Source organism: aff. Roholtiella sp. LEGE 12411, from assembly GCF_015206995.1.
GTDB lineage: Bacteria > Cyanobacteriota > Cyanobacteriia > Cyanobacteriales > Nostocaceae > Komarekiella.
Genome location: NZ_JADEXR010000053.1, coordinates 1 through 23,545, shown reverse-complemented (window position 1 = coordinate 23,545; position 23,545 = coordinate 1). Strand labels below are relative to the sequence as shown.

Below are 23,545 nucleotides of genomic sequence, written 5' to 3'. Positions count from 1 at the left end.
TATAGAACGTCTCTACATAACGGTTTTGACAAATTTTATGGAATGCGGCTAAATGAAAATCAAATATATAATTATAGATATGTATGTCTGCTAAAGATGTCTTTCATGAAGTTGTCAAAACAGCTTTACACAAAGATGGTTGGCAAATTACTCACGATCCACTCACAATGAGCGTGGGAGGAGTTAACCTTTCAATTGATTTAGCCGCCCAAAAGCTGATTGCAGCAGAACGTGAAGGACAAAAAATTGCAGTCGAAGTCAAAAGTTTTTTAGAGAGGTCGTCTGCTATTTCAGAATTTCATACAGCATTAGGACAGTTTATTAATTATAGAGGTGCATTACGACGGCGGCAACCGGAGCGTGTTTTGTATTTAGCAGTACCTTTAACAACTTACAAAACATTTTTTCAACTTGATTTTCCTAAAGAGATGATAGCAGAAAATCAAGTGAAAATGCTTATTTATGATGTAGAACAAGAGGTGATTTTCCAATGGATAAATTAACTCGATATCGCCAGCTTGTACAACAGATATTACATGATTATAGTGAGCAAAAACCAGCTAACGGAAATATAGAAGTTGAAACAATTTTTGATACAGAACGTGACCATTATCAAATAGTTCATGTAGGGTGGGAAGGTCAAGACTGGGTACATAGTTGTATTATTCATATTGATATTAAAGGTGGGAAAATTTGGCTTCAGTGGAATGGTACAGAAGATGACATTGCAGCTAATTTGGTAGCTGCGGGAGTTCCCAAGGAAGACATTGTGTTAGGTTTTCAGTCTCCTTTTATGAGACAGTTTACAGAATATGCAGTGAGTTAGGAGATGTTTTGAAAATCTCCAAGTACTACTTAATGAATGTTAACCCCCAACTCCTGTGTTAATATGATCTTAATTGGCTAGACAATGCTAAATAAGGTTGACTAACTTATTAAGTTAAGAAGTATTAATTATGGATAATTGGCAAAATATTACTGATGATAGATTAGTAATACCAATACATCCTGGCGAAGTAATTGCATCGCTTTCTATAATACCATCATAAAATAAGTGTAGCCTCTAGGCTTCGTTGCCTATCCTGCTTATGAACGCCCTAACAGTAAACCTTAAACCTGTGCTGGAATTGACAGATGAGCAGTTTTTCCAGCTTTGTCAAGCAAACCGCGATTTGAGATTTGAACGCACTGCAACCGGAGAACTAATTATCATGCCACCAACCGGGGGAGAAACCGGAAATCGTAACGCTGGGCTAACAGCTCAACTTTGGATTTGGAATGAGCAAAATAAACTGGGTATCGCCTTTGATTCCTCTACAGGTTTTAAACTTCCCAATGGTGCAGACCGTTCACCTGATGCTTCTTGGCTGAGACTGGAACGCTGGAATGCACTTACTCAAGAACAACAAACAAAATTTATACCACTTTGTCCTGATTTTGTAATTGAGTTACTTTCGCCAAGTGATAGTTTGAAAGTAGCTCAAGAAAAGATGAGGGAATACATAGATAATGGTGTGCGTTTGGGTTGGTTAATTAATCGTAAATTGCGGCAAGTGGAGATTTATCGGCAAGGACAAGAGGTTGAGGTGTTGGAATCGCCTGTTACTTTGTCAGGAGAAGATATTTTACAGGGATTTATTTTAAATATTGAAGCGATTTGGTAACTGAAAAGTAAAACAAGAGTTATGAAAAATCTAGACTCACTAGCACCTTGAAGATTGATTATAACTTAAGATTATTACATCTCTATACTATTTAGGATCTAAATATTGCTGATTAACTAAATATTCATCAATGTTTTCTAAAATTTGTCTTAGATATTTTATAACTCTTTCACTTATTTCAACCAGATTTTCCGCAGATGTATTTTGACCAACTTCCTTAAAAGACAAAAAGCCATGAGCTAAATCATTTCTATTTTTTTTGATTGATAGTAAATCAATTCCATCTCTAGTATCAGGATCAGTAATAGCTGAAAATCCATATATTTTAGCTATTGTCTTTATTTCTCTAGCATCTACATTACCAGAAAACAAATCATCTCGGCTAAAGCCATATTTCATAATATCTATAGAAATGATCGTTATTTCTTGTAATAGTTTATCAACATCGCGTTTTTTGATATTTTGCAAAATAATTTTTTTAATCTCTAGTCTAAGTTGATCAAAGGAAACATCTTTATTACCGATATCGTCAAAAATAGTTTGGATAGCGTTTCTCATAGTAGATTCAATAAATTTAGATTGCCTTTTTTCATCCCAAATCATCGCTCTTTGGTAATCTGGAATAAATAATTCATTAGAATCATCATCAAGACCTTTTAGGTATTTTTGAACTATAACTTCAATAGGGTACTCAATCGTGTTATAGTCAACAACTTTTTTCTTGTCACGGATTTGTATCTCTGCTTATTCCTGCATTTGTTCTGTAATATTTTTGCTTAATAAATTGTTACTCATATTAGATTGACATATCTGAATTGTTGCATCTATGGTATCGTACTTTTGATTATTCAATTCTTGTTGTGCTGAATATGAATTTCACAAAAACCCTTATAAATAAAAGACTTTAGCATTTTCCATTGCAAAATATTGCTTTAGCTGTGGCTTATGAGGTGCGATCGCTCACTCTTGGACAACAGGCGATGTCTAACGACAAGCCGCTATGCGTCTACGCTTTGTTTTTGAGGTTTTTTGAAAGGCGATCGCTTCATTGGAATTTTAGGGAATGCAATCTTGGTAGTCTACCGTAGATATCGCCCATTCTCTGGATAGAATAGCTGTAGGCTTGGGAGGGGTCAAAATAATGTGCAGCTTCACAGAGAATTGGATTATTACAAATAGCTGCAAGTTTTATCCTTTAGGAGTAGTAATTAAACTCATGCTTTATTGAAAATAAATACTTGTCAATTTCGCAAAAATAATCGTAATCGATCACCGGGCGATCGCAAGTTGCAAAACAACGCAACGATCCAGACATCCAACCTTCATTTTCAACCAAACCAAGCACCTATACTCGGTAGTATTTTGAATAACTACTACATGAGCCGATACTACTGTACGTTTGCTGATTTTGACCTTGTGAGAGGGAATTATGTCTTACACATAACTCCTTGCTCCCACCATATATGAAAGAATTTCTGCACTAAAGTGTAAGGCTATTTTCACTCACGGCAGGATTGCAGCTTCTCTAACCTGTTTTTCAATCTCATCACACGCTATACAAACACCATTCTCTAGCTGGATCATGCGTCCGATTTCTGTTGCTTTTGCTGCATAGGTGGGATTATCTAACAACTCACGCAACTCTTTTACAACTCGTGATGCTAAATATTGTTTACGCCCAATCGTGCGCGAAGTTCCCAAGCGTTCGACTCGTGCTGCATTGTCTGGTTGGTCGTGACTATAGGGCATTATTAGGGTTGGACGACTAGCTTGTAGCGCTTGAACCGTCGTCCCAATACCTCCTTGATGCACGATCGCACAAGCGTGAGGAAAAATTTGAGAGTATGGAGCATAGCTAACAGCAAGAATGTCTTCTGAAAGATTCTCTGGCGGTGTATTTTTACCAATCAATAGAACAGCGCGCCTATTTAAAAGCTTTGCGGCTCGGATGCTTTCTTGATAGAAGTTGCCAGGAGCCATGACTGCGGCTGAGCCGAGGGTAAAAACAATCGGTGGCGCACCTGAATCCAAAAATTGCTTCACTTCTGAAGTGAGTTCTGTGTTGCCCTGATTGCCATCATAGAAGGTGAATCCTGTAATCACAGTGTTTGCAGCCCAATCAGATTGTGGCTTTGCTAAGACAGGAGAAAACAGGGCAAGGACAAGGTAGGGTGAAAACTTGTCGTCAATAAAGGGATTGCCTCTGAGGGTCGGTAATCCAAGTTCACGGCGAAGTTGATGAACAGGTTCAGCCCAAGAACTGCTGACAAGCTTGGCAAAGTTAATGACTCCCCGATTAACGAACCAGCCAAGCCGACGAAGTTTAGCTAAAAATGGAAATACAGGTAATACTGGCGGATCATAAGCGGAGAAAAATGAAATTGGTGCCATAGCACTTGATGCCCATCGCATCCCTAATTTTTCTGCTACTAATCGAGCCGCCACAACTCCTTCACCAGCAAAGATAAAATCTGCATCTTTTGCACTGTGCATCAAGTCCGAATACATCTCACGCAAACTTGGACAAATCCATTTTCGGATGATATATTCGGAGCCTGTTTGCAAATCCATCGCTTGCGCCATCGCTTGAGGATCGTCAAGAGTGATGTTGTCAGGGCGCATCCGATGAAACTCGAATCCCAAAGCTTCAATTTTAGATTGATATTCTTTATGCGTTGCAAACACAATATTATGACCGCGTTTTTGTAACTCAAGTGCGATCGCAATTTTGGGATGAAGATCACCAAGGCTACCAATCGTTGTTAAAACTATTCGACTCACCATAGCAGGGAACAGGGAATAGGGAATAGGGAATAGGCGTGAACTACCCCAACTTACCGAGTACGGTTGAAGTTGGAGCTTCTGTAATCATGGGGGAGTGCCTAAACTTAGACTTTCGCCCAAGAATAGGACTTACCTCCCCTCCTACAGCAGAGACGGATGAACCTTCCGCCTTTATCATTCTGATGCCCTGTGCTCTAATATTTATTGCTGCGTTTCCATCCCGATCATGATGAGTGCCACAATGAGGACAAGTCCACTCACGGACATCCAACGGCAACTCACTGATTTGATAAAAACAATTAGAACAGAGTTTGGAACTAGGGAACCATCTATCAATCTCAACTAACTTTGCACCTTTGCGTTCTAGCTTATAGGCTAAAAAGTTGGTAAAGGTTCCCCATCCACAATCAGATATTGCTTTCGCCAAATTGTGATTACGATAGCGTAGCGTTAGCGAGTCTTCGAGCGTCACCATGCCTTTGACATGAAGGTTTTCTACTATGACAGCTTGACTATCGCTGACCAACTTGTAACTAAGTTTATGTAGAAAATCTTGCCGTGAGTTGCTAACTTGCTCGTACACCTTGGCAACAACTTTTCTATATTTATTTCTGGAATTACTCCCGAGTTGTTTACGCGCTAACTTTTTCTGTTTCCTATGAAGGTTTTTTTCGTGTTTGGCGATGTGTCTAGGGTTGTCGTATTTAGACACTTTCTCGCCGTCAGTAACAACAGCAAAGTGCTTCAACCCTAAATCAATACCGTAAATTTTACCTTCATCTGTAGCCTGAACATCGCCCTCAACCTCGCTCAAGATAGATGCAAAATACTTTCCAGAGGGAGTTTTGCTAACAGTGACAGTCTTTATCTTCCCCTCAATAAGTCGATGTATTTTAGCTTTGACAACTCCAATATTTCCTGGAAGCTTGATATTACTATCTACAATTTTGACGTTTTGAGGATACTGAATTGACTGCTTAGCGTGCTTAGATTTGAATTTAGGAAATCCAGCACGTTTATCAAAAAAGTTCTTATACGCCGTGGTTAGATTGAGAGTTGTAGCTTGCAAAACTTGACTATAACAATCAGCTAGCCACTTGGTATCTTCTGCCTTTTTGAGCGCCGGAAGAAATGCATTGAGTGCTGAACGCCCAAGTCCCTTACCCGTTTCTTTATAAACCTCAATAGATTTATTCAACGCATAGTTCCACCACCAACGAGCAGAACCAAACGTTTGAGCTAATAGTATTTGCTGTTCTTTTGATGGGTATAAACGGACTTGTACGACTTTGTGTAGCACTCAACATCACCTCCTTGACTAGGCTAATTCTGTCACATTATAGACTTAGCGATAAGACTAATCCAGAAAATATTTGCTTACTCCTGTTACATCTATCCCCTTACCAACCTACGGTTGATATTGGTCATAGATGTAATCGTCGCAACCCGCTATTCATCCCCACCCTACCTTCGGTTGAGGGTGGAGACTTTCGCGTCACGTTAAAAGTCTCAGTTAGTAGTAAGCGCTTAAGCGCTCACTACAAGCAAATTAATCTTAAATTCCTAGTCTTTTGTAAACCTCTTCTAAATGCCGTAGATGTTGCTGGGGGTCAAAACACAGCTCTATTTCTGCTGGAGACAACTTCTGGGTGACACGCGGGTCTTTGCTAACCAAGTCATGGAAATCGCCTTCTGGTTTGTTCCAAGCGGCGTGAGCGTTTTCTTGAGCGATCGCATAAGCTTCTTCGCGACTGCTTCCCTTGTCTATCAAAGCGAGTAGTACTTTCTGGCTGAAGACGACACCACCATAACAGTTGAGATTCCGTTCCATGTTCTGCGGATAGACCAGTAGGTTTGTCACCAATTCGGTTATTTCTACCAGCATAAAATGCGTCAAAATGCAAGCGTCTGGTAAAATTACCCGTTCTACAGAACTGTGAGAAATGTCCCTCTCATGCCAAAGTGCGACGTTTTCCAGAGCTGCACCGGCATGACTTCTGACAAGTCGCGCCATTCCCGTCAGTCGTTCGGAACGGATGGGGTTGCGCTTATGTGGCATAGCACTGGAGCCTTTTTGACCTTTGGCGAAGAATTCTTCAACTTCCAGAACGTCTGTTTTTTGTAGATTGCGAATTTCTACAGCAAAGCGTTCAATGGATGCCGCTACTAAGGCTAATTGTTGCACATAGTCGGCATGGCGATCGCGGGAAATAACTTGTGTTGAGGCCGTATCGGGTTTGAGTCCGAGTTTTTGGCAGGCGATCGCTTCTACACGTGGTTCAATATTGGCGTATGTTCCCACCGCACCGGAAATCTTACCCACAGCAATAGTTTCGCGCAGAATTCTCAAGCGTTCTTGGTGTCGCAACACTTCTGCTAACCACCCAGCTAGCTTAAAACCAAAGGTAATTGGTTCAGCATGAATACCATGCGATCGGCCAGTCATCACCGTATAACGATGTTCCTGTGCCTTTTGACGAATTGCCTGAATCAAATCTTCTAGGCGTTGCAACAATACATCTAGACTGGCAACTAATTGTAGTCCTAAAGCCGTATCTAGCACATCCGAACTGGTTAAACCCAGGTGAATATAGCGTCCTGCATCACCAACATATTCATTGACATTTGTCAAGAAAGCAATGACATCGTGGCGGACTTCAGCCTCAATTTCTAGTACCCGTTTCGGGTCAAAATCTGCCTTAGCCTTAATTTCTTCAACCGCCTGAGATGGAATGTAACCTAGTTCAGCCTGAGCTTCACAAGCAGCAATTTCTACTTGCAGCCAGGTTTTTAGCTTATAGGCTTCACTCCACAGATTACCCATTTCGGGCAAAGTATAACGCTCAATCACAGTTCGGCACAGAATACAACCGTCATATTTTACAGTCTAATTAATAGACCTCTTGAACAAATATTTTATGGGGATTGGGGATTGGGCATTGGGCATTGGGCATTGGGCGAATGGCAGGAGGAAAGATTCTGGAATTCCCCTGCCATTGGGTCAGGGGCCCCTCGATTTATGGATGGAGAACAACTTTCAATGTCTGTCGATACACGTAGCGCCATTGGATACTAAGTCCTGATTTCAAGCCTCTCCATTCATGGATGAGGTTTCTCCCCTGCCCCCTGCCTCTTATTGACACAATATTCAATACGAGCAAACCATTTGTAATTTAATTGCGAATTGTTAGATCAAGCGTCCGGCAATTTCAGTGAACTTTTGAGGACACAAGTGAAAACATGCTTAAATATTGGGTAATTTACTCAATCAAATTGTGCTGTATTTTTCTTTATCTAGCGAAATATTACTAGTAACTATTTGTTAATAAAAGCTCTCAGACTGGGATTGGTCAGCAATGTCCTGGTGGTAATATCGGTATAATATTATATTTCTTCTGTCGACAGACCCCCAAATGAAAAAGCAGGGGAGCTCTTAGCAAGGGAGCAGGGGGAAAAATCACGCCACTTGCGGGTGAGGTTTCAACCAACTCTTAAAAGGAGCAAGGGAGGAATGGCACTAAGAAAAGCCCAAAGGCTTGTGTCGTCTCGTTCCCAGCCTGGGGGCTGGGAATGTGTTTAAAGAGGCTCTGCCTCTTGTCAAGCTAGTGGAGGCGGAGCCTCCCAGAATGGGTTCCCAGCCTCCAGGCTCTTAACCAGTCAGAGCAAGGGCTGTATCTTTTCTTAGTGCCATTCGAGCAAGGGAGCTTTCACGCCACTTGCGGGTGAGCCTTGTACCTTTAGTTCCCCCAGCAAGACTGCCTCTTATCAAACGCCTACAGCGGCTTCCAGAGAATCGGTTTTTCTCGCCCCTATCTTGAATAGTGAATCGGTGTTCTAGCAGAGAAGACACCAGGAAAGCCGAGAATTTCTAGAGTGTGCGTAACAACTGATGCGAATTGTTCTGTTCCCAGCGTTAGCGCTAGCGAAGAACGAGGGTCAAGTTTTACGTCTAGACTCATCCGACAAACACAACCAAACAGGACTTGGAGAATCAACAACAATGGCAAATTCCGTTTTAAATCTATCTGACCTCAATGGCAGCAACGGCTTCGTGATTAACGGCATTAATGCATTTGACGAATCAGGCAACTCCGTCAGCAGTGCCGGAGATATCAACGGCGACGGCTTCGATGACCTGATTATCGGGGCAAGTGGTGCCGACCCCAACGGTCAATCTGGTGCCGGGTCAAGCTACGTGGTGTTTGGCACTAATAGTGGCTTGAGTGCCAGCCTCGACCTCTCATCCCTGAATGGTAGCAACGGCTTCGTGATTAACGGCATTAATCGAGATGACTCCTCAGGCACCTCCGTCAGCAGTGCCGGAGATATCAACGGCGACGGCTTTGATGACCTGATTATCGGGGCATTTCGTGCCGACCCCAACGGTCAGCGCTATGCCGGGTCAAGCTACGTGGTGTTTGGCACAAATAGTGGCTTTGCAGCTAGCCTCGACCTCTCATCCCTGAATGGCAGCAACGGCTTCGTGATTAATGGCAATGCAGGTGACTTCTCAGGCTTATCCGTCAGCAGTGCCGGAGATATCAACGGTGACGGCTTTGATGACCTGATTATCGGGGCATTTCGTGCCGACCCCAACGGTCAGCGCTATGCCGGGTCAAGCTACGTGGTGTTTGGCACTAATAGTGGCTTTAATGCCAGCCTCGACCTCTCATCCCTGAATGGCAGCAACGGCTTCGTGATTAATGGCAATGCAGGTGACTTCTCAGGCTTATCCGTCAGCAGTGCCGGAGATATCAACGGTGACGGCTTCGATGACCTGATTATCGGGGCAACAGGTGCCTCCCCCAACGGTCAATATAATGCCGGGTCAAGCTACGTGGTGTTTGGCACTAATAGTGGTTTTAGTGCCAGCCTCGACCTCTCATCCCTGAATGGCAGCAACGGCTTCGTGATTAACGGCATTAATGAGCGTGACCGCTCAGGCACCTCCGTCAGCAGTGCCGGGGATATCAACGGCGATGGCTTCGATGACCTGATTATCGGGGCAAGAGGTGCCGACCCCAACGGTCAATCTGGTGCCGGGTCAAGCTACGTGGTGTTTGGCACTAATAGTGGTTTTAGTGCCAGCCTCGACCTCTCATCCCTGGATGGCAGCAACGGCTTCGTAATTAACGGCATTATTAATGTTGGTGACTTCTCAGGCATCTCCGTCAGCAATGCCGGAGATATCAACGGCGATGGCATCGATGACCTGATTATCGGGGCACTCTTTGCCGACCCCAACGGTCAATATAATGCCGGGTCAAGCTACGTGGTGTTTGGTCGCAGCAGTGGCTTTGGTGCTGGCTTCAACCTCTCGTCTCTCGATGGCAATGAGGGCTTCGTGATTAACGGCATTAATTCGGGTGACTACTCAGGCACCTCCGTCAGCAGTGCCGGAGATATCAACGGCGACGGCATTGATGACCTGATTATCGGGGCATATCGTGCCGACCCCAATGGTCAGTCATTAGCCGGGTCAAGCTACGTGGTGTTTGGCTTTGCTTCTCCTACGCCTACCAATAAACCCCCTGTTGCAGTTAATGACACAGCTACCACCGATGAAGACACTGCTGTTAATATTTCAGTCTTAGCTAATGACAGCAACTTCCTAGGGGTGACAGCTATTGATGGTACGCCAGTTGTTGTTGGCACTGCCATTACCCTGAGTTCTGGTGCTTTAGTTACGCTCAATGCTAATGGTAGCTTGACCTACGACCCTAATGCTCAATTTGATGCCTTGGCTGTCGGTGAAACGGCAACTGAGAACTTTACATACACGCTCAACAATAATAATAGCAGCTTGACTAATACAGCTAGCGTCAACTTGACCATTAATGGAGTGAATGATGCACCCAAGGTGACTTCAGTTTTTAATCTCGACTCACTCAATGGCAGCAACGGCTTCGTGATTAACGGCATTAGTTTCCGTGACTACTCAGGCGGCTCGGTCAGCAATGCCGGGGATATCAACGGCGACGGCTTTGATGACCTGATTATCGGGGCATTTCGTGCCGACCCCAACGGTCAATCTGGTGCCGGGTCAAGCTACGTGGTGTTTGGCACTAATAGTGGTTTTAGTGCTGGCTTCAACCTCTCATCCCTGGATGGCAGCAACGGCTTCGTGATTAACGGCATTAATTCGGGTGACTACTCAGGCAACTCCGTCAGCAGTGCCGGGGATATCAACGGCGACGGCTTTGATGACCTGATTATCGGGGCAAGATATGCCGACCCCAACGGTCAATCTGGTGCCGGGTCAAGCTACGTGGTGTTTGGCACTAATAGTGGCTTTAATGCCAGCCTCGACCTCTTTTCCCTGAATGGCAGCAACGGCTTTGTGATTAACGGCATTAATAGGTATGACCGCTCAGGCACCTCTGTCAGCAGTGCCGGGGATATCAACGGCGACGGCTTTGATGACCTGATTATCGGGGCATCAGATGCCTCCCCCAACGGTCAGCGCTATGCCGGGTCAAGCTACGTGGTGTTTGGCACTAATAGTGGCTTTAATGCCAGCCTCGACCTCTTTTCCCTGAATGGCAGCAACGGCTTCGTGATTAACGGCATTAATAGGCAGGACTTCTCAGGCACCTCCGTCAGCAATGCCGGAGATATCAACGGCGACGGCATTGATGACCTGATTATCGGGGCAAATCGTGCCGACCCCAACGGTCAGGTTGATGCTGGGTCAAGCTACGTGGTGTTTGGCACTAATAGTGGTTTTAGTGCCAGCCTCGACCTCTCATCCCTGAATGGCAGCAACGGCTTCGTGATTAACGGCATTAATTCGGGTGACTACTCAGGCGCCTCCGTTAGCAGTGCGGGGGATATCAACGGTGACGGCTTCGATGACCTGATTATTGGGGCATTTGGTGCCGACCCCAACGGTCAGAATTATGCCGGGTCAAGCTACGTGGTGTTTGGCACTAATAGTGGCTTTAATGCCAGCCTCGACGTCTCATCCCTGAATGGCAGCAACGGCTTCGTGATTAACAGCATTAATTCGGGTGACTTGTCAGGCAACTCCGTCAACAGTGCCGGAGATATCAACGGCGACGGCTTTGATGACCTGATTATCGGGGCATATCGTGCCGACCCCAACGGTCAGTTTGAAGCCGGGTCAAGCTACGTGGTGTTTGGCACTAATAGTGGTTTTAGTGCCAGCCTCGACCTCTCATCCCTGGATGGCAGCAACGGCTTCGTGATTAACGGCATTAATTCGGGTGACTACTCAGGCAACTCCGTCAGCAGTGCCGGAGATATCAACGGCGACGGCATTGATGACCTGATTATCGGGGCAAGAGGTGCCGACCCCAACGATCAGTCATTAGCCGGGTCAAGCTACGTGGTGTTTGGCTTTGCAACTGCGGCTACCACTAATGAAGATACTGCTGTTAACATCCTTGCTAGTAACATTCTACGTAGATATTTTGATGTTGATGGCGATACCCTAAGTATTAATAGCTTCACCAACCCCACTAACGGTACACTCACGCTCAACGACAACAGCACTTTAGACAACACCAGCGACGACTTCTTTACCTACACCCCCAATGCCAACTTCAACGGCACTGACAGTTTCGATTTCACTGTTAGCGACGGTAATGGCGGTAATGCTACGGGTACATTTAACTTCAACGTCAAGCCAGTCAATGATGCACCTGTAGCAGTCAATGATAGTGTTACTACTGCTTTCAATACTGCCGTGAATATCAAAGCTAGTACTCTGCTAGCTAATGATACTGACGTTGATAGCAGTAACTTCAGCATTACTGGTGTGAATGGTGCAACCCAAGGTACTGCTGTGCTCAATGATAACGGCACTCAGGATAACTCAGCAGATGATTTCATCCTGTTTACCCCAATTGCTGGGTTTAGTGGCAATGCCAACTTCAACTACACCATTAGCGATGGTAGTCTGACTAGTACTGCTAGTGTTGCGATCGCAGTTAGTCCTAATACTACTGGCACATCGCGTAATCAGACTATTTTGGGCACTCCAGGTAATGACACCCTGACTGGTGGTGCAGGTAACGACACTATCTCTGGTGATGCGGGTAACGATACCATCTCTGGTGGTGCAGGTGATGATAGGATCTCTGGTGGTTCAGGCAATGATACCCTGACTGGTGATGCGGGTAATGATACCATCTCTGGTGGTTCAGGTGATGATAGGATCTTCGGTAGTTCAGGTAATGACACCCTAACTGGTGGTAGTGGCAATGACATCCTGACTGGTGGCAATGGTAACGACCTGTTGGTGGGTGGTATTGGTAAGGATATCTTGACTGGTGGCAATGGTTGCGATCAATTTCTCTTGGCTTCTAAAGAAGGTATTGATATTATTACCGACTTCCGTAAAGGTACGGACTTGATTGGATTGTCTAGAGGCTTCAGTTTTGCTCAATTGAGTTTTGCTGGTAGTAATATTTTATTTACTTCTACCCTTGAAATCTGGGCAACGCTGACGGGGATTAATACTACTACCTTAACTAGTTCTGATTTCACGAGCGTCTAATCAATTTACTTCACTAGAGACGTTGTAGTGCAGCGTCTCTAGTCAATGAAGTAATGTTAGAGGTTGTTTGAAAAGTATTCGGCGAATATAATTCGCTACTACACAACATCTAGTATTCAGTAATTAAAATCGCTGATTATTCCTTTTTGATTTTAAACGTTTGGGTTTGTGAAAATACCGGATTAAGCGATTAATCAAGCTAGAAGATGGCTTTTTATTAGGAGATGACTGTTCTTTTTGAGTATTGTCATTGGGTTTCGTTTTACTAGAAAGAGGCATGGCATTCTTAGTTGGGACTATGCCACTTCCGTATCTTCTGGCATACACTTGGGTAAATTCTGCACCGAAGAAAAGAATCTGTGCAGCATAGTTAACCCAGGCTAAAATAACCACTAGTGAACCAGCAGCGCCGTAAGTTGAACCAAAACTGCCATTACCTAAATATTGTCCTAATAAAAATCTACCAATGGAAAATAACAGGGAGGTGATAATAGATCCAATTAAAACATCACTCCAAGTAATTTTGACATCTGGCAGAACTTTGAATATTAACCCGAACAGCAATGTCGTTAGAGCAAAGGAAAGAATAAAGTTGACTATCCGCCAGAGGAAATCGACACCAGGTATAATGTTGCTAAAGTATGTCACCAGCGCTGTTAATGCTGTACTAATTACCAGTGATACTAGAAGCAAAAAGCCAATACCTATAACCATTGCGAACGATAAAAAGCGTTGGCGAAAGATGTTAACAATACCGCGTCCAGGTTTAGGTTTTACTTCCCAAATGGTGTTCAGAGAATCTTGCAGTTCGGTAAATAAACCAGTAGCACCCAATATCAGAACTAAAAAACTAATGATGGAGGCGATCGCTCCTGTCTGTGGTTTGTTAGCATTTTTGATCGCTAGTTCGATAAACTCTGCTCCGTCTCTGCCGACTAAACCTTGAATTTGTTGGACAATTTCACCCCTAGCTGCTTCTTCTCCAAATACTGCGCCTGCGATCGCAATTACAATAATTAGCAACGGCGCGATGGAAAAAATCGTGTAATAAGCTAATGCTGCTGCTAATCGTGAGGCTTTATCCTCATTCCATTCCTTAAAAGTCTCTTGTAACAATTTCCAAATTGCCTGCAAACTCATCCAATCAATCTCCTTCTCAGGGAATGTTGCTTACTTCCTGATACATTGGATACTGATTTTCTATTTCATGACATCACCCCAAGGGTGTTTGTCTAGCTTTCTTGAGGAAGAACTTACTACTGCATTCTATCAATTGTGCGATATTGAATTGCTTCCGCCACATGATTCGCTTTGAGCTGATCTTCTCCCGCCAAATCTGCGATAGTACGACCTACTTTAAGAATGCGATCGCTTGCTCTTGCTGATAAACCTAATTTTCTAATTGCTGCTTCTAATAAGTTACGACTAGTGTCATCTAACTGGCACCACTTTTGGAGATGACAACTCTGCATTTGGGCATTGCAACGCAGATTTAATTCTGCTTGGAAACGGGTAATTGCGCGATCGCTTGCTTGTTGTACTCGTTGGCGAACTGATATTGACGCTTCTCCGGTAGGTTGTTGGGTAATTTCCTCAGGTTTCAAGCGATTCACCGCAACTTGCAAATCAATTCGATCCATTAACGGCCCAGAAAGCTTTGTCCAATATTGCTCGCGTTGCCGTGGCGAACAAGTACACTGTTGAATGGTATCGCCATAGTAACCGCAAGGACAGGGATTGGTACTCGCTACTAAAGTAAACTGTGCGGGAAACATTACCGATTGTTTGGTGCGGGAAATCGTCACATAGCCATCTTCTAAAGGCTGACGCAGAAATTCTAGAACATCGCGTTTAAATTCCGTGAGTTCATCAAGAAAAAGAATACCTCGGTGAGATAATGAAATCTCCCCTGGACGAGGGAAAGTACCACCACCGACTAGAGAAGGCCCAGATGCTGAGTGATGCGGACTACGAAAAGGGCGATCGCGTACCAATGAACCGCGATTTTTTAATAAACCAGCCACCGAGTGAATACGAGTCACTTCTAAAGATTCAGCAAATGACAAGGGCGGCAGAATTCCTGGTAAGCGTCGTGCTAGCATTGTTTTTCCACTACCAGGTGGCCCCACAAAGATTAAATTATGTCCGCCAGCAGCGGCAATTTCTAAGGCACGTCGGGCATGAGCTTGTCCTTTAACATCCTGCAAATCTGCGGAATAATGTGGATATGTTACATCTAACGTCTCTACAGTGCCATTCAACTGCACAGGTTGGTAACGCCCCGGATTATTTAAAAAATTAACCACATCAGATATATGTTTGCAGCCATAAACAGCCAATTCTTTGATCACTGCTGCTTCTTGTGCATTATCAACAGGCAGAACTAAACCTGCAATTCCCATTTTTTGAGCATTAGCAGCAATGGGTAAGACGCCAGCCACTGGACGCAAAGTGCCATCTAAAGAAACTTCCCCTAAAAATAAATAATCTCCTAATAAATCAGCACTAACTTGCTCAGAAGCTGCCAAAATTCCCACACTAATCGGTAAATCGAAACAGGGGCCTTCCTTGCGTAAATCAGCCGGAGTTAAGTTAATCACAATCTTTCGCATAGGAAAGGCAAAACCTGCATTCTTCAATGTTGCCTTGACTCTCTCTCTAGATTCTTGAATCGCTGAATCTGGCAGGCCTAAGACAACAATTCCTGGTAGTCCCCCTGATATATCGACTTCCACACCCACTTTAACGGCATCGATGCCCACAATTGATGCACTCCAAACTCTGGCAAGCATTTCTTCTACAGCTCTAAACCTTTAGAATCTCTAGCAGATGAATTGGTAAATTGGCATGAGTGAAACCACAGACACGATTTTTAGCAAAATAATTCGGCGGGAAATTCCAGCTGACATTGTTTATGAGGATAATTTAGCGCTGGCATTCAAAGACATCCACCCACAAGCCCCGGTTCACATCTTAGTTATTCCTAAAAAACCTATTGTCAAACTAGCTGATGCCGAATCTCAGGATCATGCTCTGTTAGGGCATCTTTTGTTAACCGCTAAACGTGTTGCCGAAGAAGCTGGACTGAAAAATGGTTATCGCGTTGTCATCAATACTGGTGATGACGGGGGTCAAACTGTTTCTCACTTACATCTGCATATCCTGGGAGGACGGCAGCTGAACTGGCCCCCTGGTTGATAAAACCTGATGAATCGCGTTTAGAGACGCGATTCATCAGTAAAACAAATTACTCTCATAATCAATACCTATGTAATACTTCTTTACAAATCTCAATTTTGCTTCTAATGTAATAAACATAGGTAAGCAAATTTGCCTACCTAAACATCATAAAAACAAAGCACTTATAAAACCATGACAGCAACCTTACAACAGCGCAGCAGCGCCAACGTATGGGATAAATTCTGTGAGTGGATAACCAGCACCAACAACCGCCTATACATTGGTTGGTTCGGCGTGTTGATGATCCCCACCCTACTAGCAGCCACCACCTGCTTCATCATCGCCTTCATCGCTGCCCCCCCCGTAGACATCGACGGCATCCGGGAACCAGTAGCAGGTTCATTAATCTACGGAAACAACATCATCTCCGGCGCAGTAGTACCATCCTCCAACGCCATCGGTCTACACTTCTACCCAATTTGGGAAGCAGCTTCCTTAGACGAGTGGTTGTACAACGGCGGTCCCTACCAGTTAGTAGTATTCCACTTCCTGATCGGCATATTCTGCTACATGGGACGTGAGTGGGAACTATCTTACCGCTTAGGAATGCGTCCTTGGATTGCTATAGCCTACTCAGCTCCGGTTGCAGCAGCAAGCGCAGTCTTCTTGGTATACCCAATTGGACAAGGTTCATTCTCTGATGGTATGCCTTTGGGTATTTCGGGAACCTTCAACTTCATGATCGTGTTCCAAGCAGAACACAACATCTTAATGCACCCCTTCCACCAACTAGGTGTAGCAGGTGTATTCGGTGGTTCATTATTCAGTGCAATGCACGGTTCACTCGTAACCTCCTCCTTGGTTCGTGAAACCACCGAAAGCGAATCCCTTAACTACGGTTACAAATTCGGTCAAGAAGAAGAAACCTACAACATCGTTGCGGCTCACGGCTACTTCGGTCGGTTAATCTTCCAATACGCATCATTCAACAACAGCCGTTCACTACACTTCTTCTTGGCTGCATGGCCAGTCATCGGGATTTGGTTCACCGCCTTGGGTGTAAGCACAATGGCGTTCAACTTGAACGGTTTCAACTTCAACCAATCAATCATTGATTCTCAAGGTCGTGTGATTGGTACTTGGGCAGATGTAATCAACCGGGCTAACCTGGGTATGGAAGTAATGCACGAGCGCAATGCTCACAACTTCCCTCTAGATTTGGCTGCTCTTGATTCTGCTCCTGTAGCTATCAGTGCTCCTGCAATCAACGGTTAATTCTGAATTTAACTGAGTAGAAAGCGCTCTCCAGGAATGGAGGGCGCTTTTTTGTTGGTATTTTTAACAGCATTGGTCAAGCGATCGCCCGATTAAATAGGGTACGCTTATCTTGATTTAGACACTTCAGTAAACACTACCTCGTATAGCGACATTTGAAATTCATTATTAGCAAGCGATTTCATCTGCACTAGTGGTTCAGCCATCGGAGGATTAGCGTTCATTTTGGCATATTCTTCTTGAGAACTCCACAACCCATAATTGACAGCACGAGCACCATCAAGCGAGCGATGAAAATGAGTGGTAACTAATCCTGATTGTCCGGAAATTTGCCGTATCGCTTCTGCGGTGAATTCCAGAAAACGAGATTGATAAGCCGGATCTTTCAATTTAAAGATACCGAAATTAATTAACTGACCTTGGCCCGCTATAATTTGCAATTGACTGTTAGCTGGTTCGCTAATAAAAATCTCGTAGAGATGAGAATCTGGAGCAAAGAAGCCTGTGATTTGAGTAGCTAGGGAAACATCTGTGTTACTGATATAAGCCTCATAATCCTCTTGGCGTTGCCACTGCACATAATTAATGACACGCAACCCATCAAAACTACGATGAATGGCGCTAGCAATATATCCAGGCTGTTGTTTAAGAATATTTTGGGTATAGGCTACTAAACTATCAACTAGTAACCACTGCTGATCAGGTTGGGTAACAAAAATATCCAACTCTGTTAAAACTGGATTGTCTTTAAAAATAGTAACCATTTAATTATTCTCCTCAGCAGGCTCGGTAAAGACAACATCATATAAATGAAATTCGTTTTCGGCTAAACCTACCCAGTAACCAGATCCAGTTGACTCAAACCCAGGCGATCGAAAAATATCATTGAATGCTTCTTGACTAATCCATTGCCCGTAATTAATGGTCATTAAGCCATCTAAAGAGCGATGAAAATTAGCAGAAACTAGCCCTGTATTATTTTCAAACGCTTTTACAATATATTCTTTCTCTAATTCCACTAAACGAGGCTGATTTTCTGGCGTTGTTCGGAATTCAGCAAAGTGAGTTATGAAGCCACCTGTAATGATTTTAGGAGGGACATGATTAGCTGAGATTGATTGAGAAGTCACAATCTCAAATAAATGGGATTCGGCTGGAAAAGCTGATATTTGAGCACTCAATGCTTTACCAGTAGCACTATTTAAAAATGCCTCATAATCAGCTTGGTTATGCCATTGCTCATAAGTAGCAACGCGTAGCCCATCTTGACTTTTGTGAATACTAAAGGAGATGAAACCTGATTGTTGTTTTAAGGTTTCAACCGAGGCTGTCAAGATATCAATGATTTCTTGTTGATTTTTAGATGTGGAAAAATAAAGCGCGATCGCCGTAGCAACATCGTTGTTGATAGAGATTGCAGGCATAAGAATTCTGATTGTCCCTAGACATAATTTATACAGATCAACTAAAAATATGAAATTTTGGTAACTGCGGTATATCTATTTTTTGCGATTTTAGTAGATTCTTGCTAGTTTCTGCTAAATTGTTTTGGTGTCACTCCAGTAATGCGTTTGAAATGTCTACCAAATTGACTTTGGCTAGCAAACCCAACTTGCATAGCTACACTTGCAATATTCTGCTTACCTTGCATCAATAATTCTTGAGCGCGTTCAATGCGGCATTTAATTAGGTATTGGTAAGGAGAGTAGCCAGTCGATTGTTTAAACATTCGAGCAAAGTAATACTGACTCATGCCAATTTCTGTGGCGATCGCTACTAACGATACATCTTCTAATAAATGAGATTGGATATATTCAATTGCCTGTTGTAGTTTATATTTAGGCAACCCACCAGAGTAAGCTGGAATTTTTTGTTTTTGTGTCGAGTAGCGCCGCAATAGATGAACTGCCAAGGCATTCACCATTGACTCAGCATAAAGGCGATCGCTCAATCCATCTGTTTCTAATTCCGTTTTGAGTATCAAGCCAATTTGTTGAATTAAAGGGTCACGAATTTTCAACTGAGGCACAATTTGCACATGATCTGCATCAACAGATTCATCCACATTAAAGGTAAATAATTTCGGTTCCAGGCGAAGTAGCAAGAATTTCGCATCAGTATCCCAAGATAATTGGCGATGGAGATAAGGAGGCGAAATCATAATGTCACCTTCAATAAGATAATCGTTGCTACGTTGCCCGTCTACAGTCCGTTCTAGTAAAATAGGTTGCCCCAGATGAATGCTTAGTAGATAGTTAGGCAGACAACACTCAGACGAATTATTCGCAGGCTGATTATGTTGTTCCACTCGCAGAATGTCAGAAGCAATACCATGACTCCACAAAATTGGCGATCGCGGCACATTTAATATAATATTTTTTCTGGTATCTTGACTCATAATGATAGTCTTTCAAAAATCAAATAGGAATCCCATAGCTTCGCTTAGTTAACAATCCCAAAATCTTGGAAGAATGTCATCATAGTTAAGGTAAAAACATTCTGGAGACAAGACAACGGTTTACGCACGTCCTTTAGCAAGGTTAATTGAGCAATTGCAACGTCTACCTGGAGTTGGGCCCAAAACCGCTCAGCGATTGGCTTTGCACATTTTGAAGCGCCCAGAAGCGGAAATAGAGGCTTTGGCGCAAGCCCTGATTGAGGCAAAAAAACAGATAGGCTTGTGTTCTGTCTGCTTTCACTTATCTGCTGAACCTGTATGTGAAATCTGCCGCAATGCCAACCGCGACAATAGTACTATCTGCGTCGTAGCAGATCCTCGCGATGTAATTGCGTTAGAAAAAACCCGCGAGTACAAAGGTAAATATCACGTTTTGGGTGGAGTCATTTCTCCCATAGATGGTATTGGGCCAGAACAATTGACTATCCAAGCTTTAGTGCGGCGGGTTAGTCAGCAAAAACCTCAAGAAGTTATTATGGCAATTAGTCCGAGTGTGGAAGGTGAGACAACGACACTGTATCTTGGTCAACTACTCAAACCATTTACCAAGGTAACGCGGATTGCCTTTGGTTTACCTGTAGGTGGAGATTTGGAGTACGCCGACGAGCTGACATTAGCAAGAGCTTTAGAAGGACGACGGGAGTTAGATTAGTCAATCGTACGTGATATGCGATCGCAAGATATACTTGCGTCCTTAGATGATAGGAGCGCCCTCGTGTACTAATTTCATATACAAAAAAATGTTAAGTATTACTAAGTAGTTTATGGCATGGGTATTCTACCTTGCTTGCCTAATTCGCTAAATTGCATAGACTTTGGCTCTGATTAATGACAAAATTCTGTGACAATGGTTAAGACTAAGCCGGAATACTGAATCCAAGCTACTCATGAGTCAGAGTTCTCAAAACAGCCCTCTCTCAACTAAACCCGTTCAATCATATTTCCATTGGCTTTACGCCTTTTGGAAGTTTTCCCGCCCGCACACAATCATTGGTACCAGTCTGAGTGTCTGGGGTTTATATTTAATTGCCATTGCTGTATCCTCCACTGGGTTCTCTGGTATTCCATTGAGTCGGGTTTTGGGTGCGTGGATTGCTTGTTTGTGTGGCAATGTCTACATTGTGGGGCTAAATCAATTAGAAGATGTTGAAATTGACAAGATTAATAAGCCTCATTTACCGCTAGCATCAGGGGAATTTTCTCGAAATACTGGGCAATTGATTGTCACTTTTACTGGTATTTTGGCACTAGTTGTGGCATGGCTAACTGGGCCATTTTTATTTGGGATGGTGGCTATTAGTTTGGCAATTGGTACAGCTTATTCTTTACCGCCAATTCGCTTAAAACAGTTTCCTTTTTGGGCAGCATTATGTATTTTTTCTGTGCGCGGAACGATTGTCAATTTAGGGTTGTATTTGCACTATAGTTGGGTACTGAAACAAGGGCAATCAATTCCGCCTGTGGTGTGGGTGCTAACAATTTTTATTTTGGTATTTACGTTTGCGATCGCTATCTTTAAAGATATCCCAGATATGGAAGGCGATCGCCTCTATAATATCTCTACTTTTACCATCAAACTCGGTTCTCAAACTGTGTTTAATCTCGCTCTTTGGGTGATAACTGTTTGTTATGTGGGAATGTTTCTGGCTGGTGTGCTCCGTGTTCCCTCAGTTAACCCAATCTTTCTGGTGATTACTCATCTAGTACTGTTAGTTTGGATGTGGTTGCGGAGTTTGGGTGTAGACTTGCAAGATAAAAGTGCGATCGCTCAATTTTATCAATTCATTTGGAAACTCTTTTTTATCGAATATCTGATTTTTCCTATCGCCTGCCTTGTGGCTTAAGACAATGCTAGAAAATCCAATCAGTTCGATTATTGCTGCGATCGTGGTTGTTTTGAGTCTGGCAATCCTTGGATATTTCGCTTGGAAAACCTTAATCATCTCCGACTTTTTTGAAAAAGGAATTAATCTCTATCAAGCAAAAGATTACAAAGGTGCAGAAGCAGCTTTTCGCAAAGTTATTTCGCTCAACTCTAGTAATGATGTAGTTCGCTTGTTCTTGGGAGATGTTTTAAATCAGCAAGGTCAAATAGAGGAAGCAACGGAATTATTTCGGGAAGTGATTCACCGCAGTCCTAAAAATGCTGATGCTTATTTGCGTCTAGCGAATGTTCTAATCCAGCAAGAACAAACAGAAGAAGCCCAAACTAATCTCCAACAAGCTAAAGATTTATTCCAAAAACAGCGCCAATTAGAAAAAGCTAAGAAGATTAGTAATCTGTTAGATAGAATAAATTCTAAGTCAAGTGAATTGTAGAGTGTGCCTCGCCAATTCCGTCACCGATTAATATTATTGGTTGATCGGAAATCGGGTTTATTGAAGTAACCAGACTTATAAAGAGATTAGTAAAAATGCTAAAAACAAAAAGTCTGCTGGCTGCGGCTATTATCAGCTCATGTTTAATAAAGGCTGATACTGCCTTTGGTATAGATGGTAGCGCTGGTTTATTAAAAGTTCAAGACTTTTCTCAGATGGCAGTCTCGGATAATAAAAACGCAGTTGCTAACTTTGAGCAAGGAATCAATCTGTACAAACAAGGAGATTTAAAAGGTGCAGAAGTTGCTTTTCGTAAAGCAGTTGAATTAGAACCAAACTTTTTACAAGCCTATGTTGCTTTGGGAAATACTCTCGATGATCAAGGCAAACCACAAGAAGCGATCGCCATTTACAAAAAAGCCATTAGTCTTGATCCAAAAGCTCCAGGAGCGTACTTTAATTTAGGTTTGACTTTGGCAAGGCTTGAGCAATTAGAACCAGCAATCGCAGCATATAAAAAAACCCTGAGCCTTGATCCCAACTATGCAAAAGCTCACTACAACTTAGGTAACGCTTTCTCCGATCAAGGTAAGCTAACAGAAGCAATTGTCGAATATACAGAAGTCTTACGTCTCGAACCCAGTTACATACCAACTTATACACGTTTAGGAAACGCTTTATACGCGCAAGGCAAACTAGCAGAAGCGATCGCGATTTACAAAAAATCCATTAGCCTCGATCCCAATTATGCCCGCGCTCACTATAACTTAGGAAACGCTTTATACGCGCAAGGAAAACAAGCAGAAGCAATCGCCGAATATACAGAAGCCATTCGCCTTGAGCCGAAAAATCCAATAGGTTATAACGCCTTGGGAAATGCTTTTTACGCTCAAGGTAAGCTACAAGAAGCGATCGCCCAGTATCAAAAAGCCATTAGCCTCGATCCAAACAATGTAGACGCTCACTATAATTTAGCAAGCGTTTTCTACGCGCAAGGCAAACTGACAGAGACAATCGCCGAGTATACAGAAGTGATTCGCCTCCAGCCAAAATATGCAGAAGCTTATACAGGTTTGGGAAATGCCATCGACGATCAAGGTAAACCACAAGAAGCGATCGCACATTACAAAAAAGCCATTAGCCTTGCACCTAACTTTGCACTCGCTTACTATAACTTGGGCATCACTCTAGGTAGAGAAAAACAGGTAGATGAAGCGATCGTCAATCTCAAAAAAGCTAGAGAGTTATTCCAAGCCCAGGGGAACAAAAATATGGTTGAGCAAGTTGATGAGCTGTTCCCAAAAATTAATAACCAAACAAATTAAAATGGGGATGGGGCATGGG

General features: G+C 43.2%; 22 protein-coding genes. 12 read left to right on the top strand and 10 right to left on the bottom strand.

What is annotated here, in order from left to right; genetic code table 11:
• Positions 1 to 83: 83 nt before the first annotated feature.
• The 3 genes from IQ246_RS14090 to IQ246_RS14080 all read left to right on the top strand — a co-directional run bounded on the left by IQ246_RS14090 (position 84) and on the right by IQ246_RS14080 (position 1,664).
• The gene (locus IQ246_RS14090; protein WP_163936983.1) at positions 84 to 503 is read left to right on the top strand and encodes a XisH family protein; all 420 of its coding nucleotides are present in this window, start codon (positions 84 to 86) and stop codon (positions 501 to 503) included.
• Positions 491 to 826, top strand: coding sequence for a XisI protein (locus IQ246_RS14085; RefSeq protein WP_194003987.1), 336 nt, complete (start codon positions 491 to 493; stop codon positions 824 to 826). Before IQ246_RS14090 ends, IQ246_RS14085 begins: the two co-directional genes overlap by 13 nt.
• 262 nt (positions 827 to 1,088) lie before the next feature.
• Positions 1,089 to 1,664, top strand: a complete 576-nt coding sequence (locus IQ246_RS14080) for a Uma2 family endonuclease (RefSeq protein ID WP_194003986.1) — start codon at positions 1,089 to 1,091, stop codon at positions 1,662 to 1,664.
• Positions 1,665 to 1,751: 87 nt separating this feature from the next.
• Here the strand turns inward: IQ246_RS14080 and IQ246_RS14075 are convergent, their stop codons facing one another.
• Positions 1,752 to 2,267, bottom strand: a complete 516-nt coding sequence (locus IQ246_RS14075; protein ID WP_194003985.1) for an MAE_28990/MAE_18760 family HEPN-like nuclease — start codon at positions 2,265 to 2,267, stop codon at positions 1,752 to 1,754.
• 314 nt (positions 2,268 to 2,581) lie between these two features.
• Between IQ246_RS14075 and IQ246_RS14070 the strand changes: the two genes are divergently transcribed.
• Positions 2,582 to 2,752 (top strand): hypothetical protein, encoded by a 171-nt coding sequence (locus IQ246_RS14070; protein WP_194003984.1) that lies wholly within the window; start codon positions 2,582 to 2,584, stop codon positions 2,750 to 2,752.
• Between the two features lie 415 nt (positions 2,753 to 3,167).
• Here IQ246_RS14070 and IQ246_RS14065 read toward each other — a convergent pair whose 3' ends face one another.
• The 3 genes from IQ246_RS14065 to purB form a co-directional block, all read right to left on the bottom strand.
• The gene (locus IQ246_RS14065) at positions 3,168 to 4,448 is read right to left on the bottom strand and encodes a glycosyltransferase (RefSeq protein WP_194003983.1); all 1,281 of its coding nucleotides are present in this window, start codon (positions 4,446 to 4,448) and stop codon (positions 3,168 to 3,170) included.
• A 40-nt stretch (positions 4,449 to 4,488) separates the two neighbouring features.
• Entirely contained in the window at positions 4,489 to 5,748 is a 1,260-nt protein-coding gene (locus IQ246_RS14060) for an RNA-guided endonuclease TnpB family protein (RefSeq protein WP_194003982.1), read from the bottom strand.
• Positions 5,749 to 6,003: 255 nt separating this feature from the next.
• Entirely contained in the window at positions 6,004 to 7,299 is a 1,296-nt protein-coding gene (purB, locus tag IQ246_RS14055) for an adenylosuccinate lyase (protein WP_194003981.1), read from the bottom strand.
• A 67-nt stretch (positions 7,300 to 7,366) separates the two neighbouring features.
• Here purB and IQ246_RS14050 point away from each other — a divergent pair, with 67 nt between their 5' ends.
• Positions 7,367 to 7,531, top strand: coding sequence for a hypothetical protein (locus IQ246_RS14050; RefSeq protein WP_194003980.1), 165 nt, complete (start codon positions 7,367 to 7,369; stop codon positions 7,529 to 7,531).
• A 726-nt stretch (positions 7,532 to 8,257) separates the two neighbouring features.
• Here IQ246_RS14050 and IQ246_RS14045 read toward each other — a convergent pair.
• On the bottom strand, positions 8,258 to 8,449 hold the full coding sequence (locus tag IQ246_RS14045) for a hypothetical protein (RefSeq protein ID WP_194003979.1): 192 nt from the start codon (positions 8,447 to 8,449) through the stop codon (positions 8,258 to 8,260).
• Between IQ246_RS14045 and IQ246_RS14040 the strand changes: the two genes are divergently transcribed.
• Positions 8,449 to 12,969 (top strand): S-layer family protein, encoded by a 4,521-nt coding sequence (locus IQ246_RS14040; protein WP_194003978.1) that lies wholly within the window; start codon positions 8,449 to 8,451, stop codon positions 12,967 to 12,969. The genes IQ246_RS14045 and IQ246_RS14040 overlap by 1 nt on opposite strands.
• 123 nt (positions 12,970 to 13,092) lie before the next feature.
• Here IQ246_RS14040 and IQ246_RS14035 read toward each other — a convergent pair whose 3' ends face one another.
• Both IQ246_RS14035 and IQ246_RS14030 read right to left on the bottom strand, forming a co-directional pair.
• Positions 13,093 to 14,109 (bottom strand): YihY/virulence factor BrkB family protein, encoded by a 1,017-nt coding sequence (locus tag IQ246_RS14035; RefSeq protein WP_194003977.1) that lies wholly within the window; start codon positions 14,107 to 14,109, stop codon positions 13,093 to 13,095.
• 116 nt (positions 14,110 to 14,225) lie between these two features.
• A complete protein-coding gene (locus IQ246_RS14030) occupies positions 14,226 to 15,761 on the bottom strand; it encodes a YifB family Mg chelatase-like AAA ATPase (RefSeq protein ID WP_194003976.1) in 1,536 nt (511 codons plus the stop codon).
• Between the two features lie 55 nt (positions 15,762 to 15,816).
• Between IQ246_RS14030 and IQ246_RS14025 the strand changes: the two genes are divergently transcribed.
• Together IQ246_RS14025 and psbA are read left to right on the top strand one after the other, a co-directional pair.
• Positions 15,817 to 16,167, top strand: coding sequence for a histidine triad nucleotide-binding protein (locus IQ246_RS14025; protein ID WP_194003975.1), 351 nt, complete (start codon positions 15,817 to 15,819; stop codon positions 16,165 to 16,167).
• Positions 16,168 to 16,341: 174 nt separating this feature from the next.
• Complete coding sequence (gene psbA, locus IQ246_RS14020; RefSeq protein ID WP_194001097.1) at positions 16,342 to 17,424, top strand: photosystem II q(b) protein; 1,083 nt, start codon at positions 16,342 to 16,344, stop codon at positions 17,422 to 17,424.
• 107 nt (positions 17,425 to 17,531) lie between these two features.
• Here the strand turns inward: psbA and IQ246_RS14015 are convergent, their stop codons facing one another.
• The 3 genes from IQ246_RS14015 to IQ246_RS14005 form a co-directional block, all read right to left on the bottom strand.
• Positions 17,532 to 18,188 carry an antibiotic biosynthesis monooxygenase gene (locus IQ246_RS14015; protein WP_194003974.1) on the bottom strand — a complete coding sequence of 219 codons (657 nt, stop codon included), beginning with the start codon at positions 18,186 to 18,188 and terminating at the stop codon, positions 17,532 to 17,534.
• Positions 18,189 to 18,848: an antibiotic biosynthesis monooxygenase family protein gene (locus IQ246_RS14010; RefSeq protein ID WP_194003973.1), complete on the bottom strand. Its 660-nt coding sequence runs from the start codon at positions 18,846 to 18,848 to the stop codon at positions 18,189 to 18,191. It lies immediately after the preceding gene.
• 104 nt (positions 18,849 to 18,952) lie between these two features.
• Positions 18,953 to 19,822 carry a helix-turn-helix domain-containing protein gene (locus tag IQ246_RS14005; protein ID WP_194003972.1) on the bottom strand — a complete coding sequence of 290 codons (870 nt, stop codon included), beginning with the start codon at positions 19,820 to 19,822 and terminating at the stop codon, positions 18,953 to 18,955.
• Positions 19,823 to 19,976: 154 nt separating this feature from the next.
• On the opposite strand from IQ246_RS14005, the gene recR reads away from it, so the two are divergent.
• The 4 genes from recR (at position 19,977) to IQ246_RS13985 (ending at position 23,526) form a co-directional block, all read left to right on the top strand.
• Complete coding sequence (recR, locus tag IQ246_RS14000) at positions 19,977 to 20,534, top strand: recombination mediator RecR (RefSeq protein WP_208492159.1); 558 nt, start codon at positions 19,977 to 19,979, stop codon at positions 20,532 to 20,534.
• Positions 20,535 to 20,769: 235 nt separating this feature from the next.
• Positions 20,770 to 21,726 (top strand): homogentisate phytyltransferase, encoded by a 957-nt coding sequence (locus IQ246_RS13995; RefSeq protein WP_194003971.1) that lies wholly within the window; start codon positions 20,770 to 20,772, stop codon positions 21,724 to 21,726.
• Positions 21,727 to 21,730: 4 nt separating this feature from the next.
• The gene (locus tag IQ246_RS13990; RefSeq protein WP_194003970.1) at positions 21,731 to 22,201 is read left to right on the top strand and encodes a tetratricopeptide repeat protein; all 471 of its coding nucleotides are present in this window, start codon (positions 21,731 to 21,733) and stop codon (positions 22,199 to 22,201) included.
• A 95-nt stretch (positions 22,202 to 22,296) separates the two neighbouring features.
• Positions 22,297 to 23,526 carry a tetratricopeptide repeat protein gene (locus IQ246_RS13985; protein ID WP_194003969.1) on the top strand — a complete coding sequence of 410 codons (1,230 nt, stop codon included), beginning with the start codon at positions 22,297 to 22,299 and terminating at the stop codon, positions 23,524 to 23,526.
• The last annotated feature ends 19 nt before the right edge of the window (positions 23,527 to 23,545 follow it).

Excerpts from the sequence above, each read along its gene's own strand:
- IQ246_RS14005 (WP_194003972.1), bottom strand. The coding sequence starts at position 19,822 with ATGAGTCAAGATACCAGAAAAAATATTATATTAAATGTGCCGCGATCG.
- IQ246_RS14015 (WP_194003974.1), bottom strand. The coding sequence starts at position 18,188 with ATGGTTACTATTTTTAAAGACAATCCAGTTTTAACAGAGTTGGATATT.
- IQ246_RS14085 (WP_194003987.1), top strand. The coding sequence starts at position 491 with ATGGATAAATTAACTCGATATCGCCAGCTTGTACAACAGATATTACAT.
- psbA (WP_194001097.1), top strand. The coding sequence starts at position 16,342 with ATGACAGCAACCTTACAACAGCGCAGCAGCGCCAACGTATGGGATAAA.
- IQ246_RS14075 (WP_194003985.1), bottom strand. The coding sequence starts at position 2,267 with ATGATTTGGGATGAAAAAAGGCAATCTAAATTTATTGAATCTACTATG.
- IQ246_RS14030 (WP_194003976.1), bottom strand. The coding sequence starts at position 15,761 with ATGCTTGCCAGAGTTTGGAGTGCATCAATTGTGGGCATCGATGCCGTT.
- IQ246_RS14040 (WP_194003978.1), top strand. The coding sequence starts at position 8,449 with ATGGCAAATTCCGTTTTAAATCTATCTGACCTCAATGGCAGCAACGGC.
- IQ246_RS13985 (WP_194003969.1), top strand. The coding sequence starts at position 22,297 with ATGCTAAAAACAAAAAGTCTGCTGGCTGCGGCTATTATCAGCTCATGT.
- IQ246_RS14080 (WP_194003986.1), top strand. The coding sequence starts at position 1,089 with ATGAACGCCCTAACAGTAAACCTTAAACCTGTGCTGGAATTGACAGAT.
- IQ246_RS14035 (WP_194003977.1), bottom strand. The coding sequence starts at position 14,109 with ATGAGTTTGCAGGCAATTTGGAAATTGTTACAAGAGACTTTTAAGGAA.
- IQ246_RS14025 (WP_194003975.1), top strand. The coding sequence starts at position 15,817 with ATGAGTGAAACCACAGACACGATTTTTAGCAAAATAATTCGGCGGGAA.
- IQ246_RS13995 (WP_194003971.1), top strand. The coding sequence starts at position 20,770 with ATGAGTCAGAGTTCTCAAAACAGCCCTCTCTCAACTAAACCCGTTCAA.
- IQ246_RS14050 (WP_194003980.1), top strand. The coding sequence starts at position 7,367 with ATGGGGATTGGGGATTGGGCATTGGGCATTGGGCATTGGGCGAATGGC.
- IQ246_RS14010 (WP_194003973.1), bottom strand. The coding sequence starts at position 18,848 with ATGCCTGCAATCTCTATCAACAACGATGTTGCTACGGCGATCGCGCTT.
- IQ246_RS14065 (WP_194003983.1), bottom strand. The coding sequence starts at position 4,448 with ATGGTGAGTCGAATAGTTTTAACAACGATTGGTAGCCTTGGTGATCTT.
- IQ246_RS14090 (WP_163936983.1), top strand. The coding sequence starts at position 84 with ATGTCTGCTAAAGATGTCTTTCATGAAGTTGTCAAAACAGCTTTACAC.
- IQ246_RS13990 (WP_194003970.1), top strand. The coding sequence starts at position 21,731 with ATGCTAGAAAATCCAATCAGTTCGATTATTGCTGCGATCGTGGTTGTT.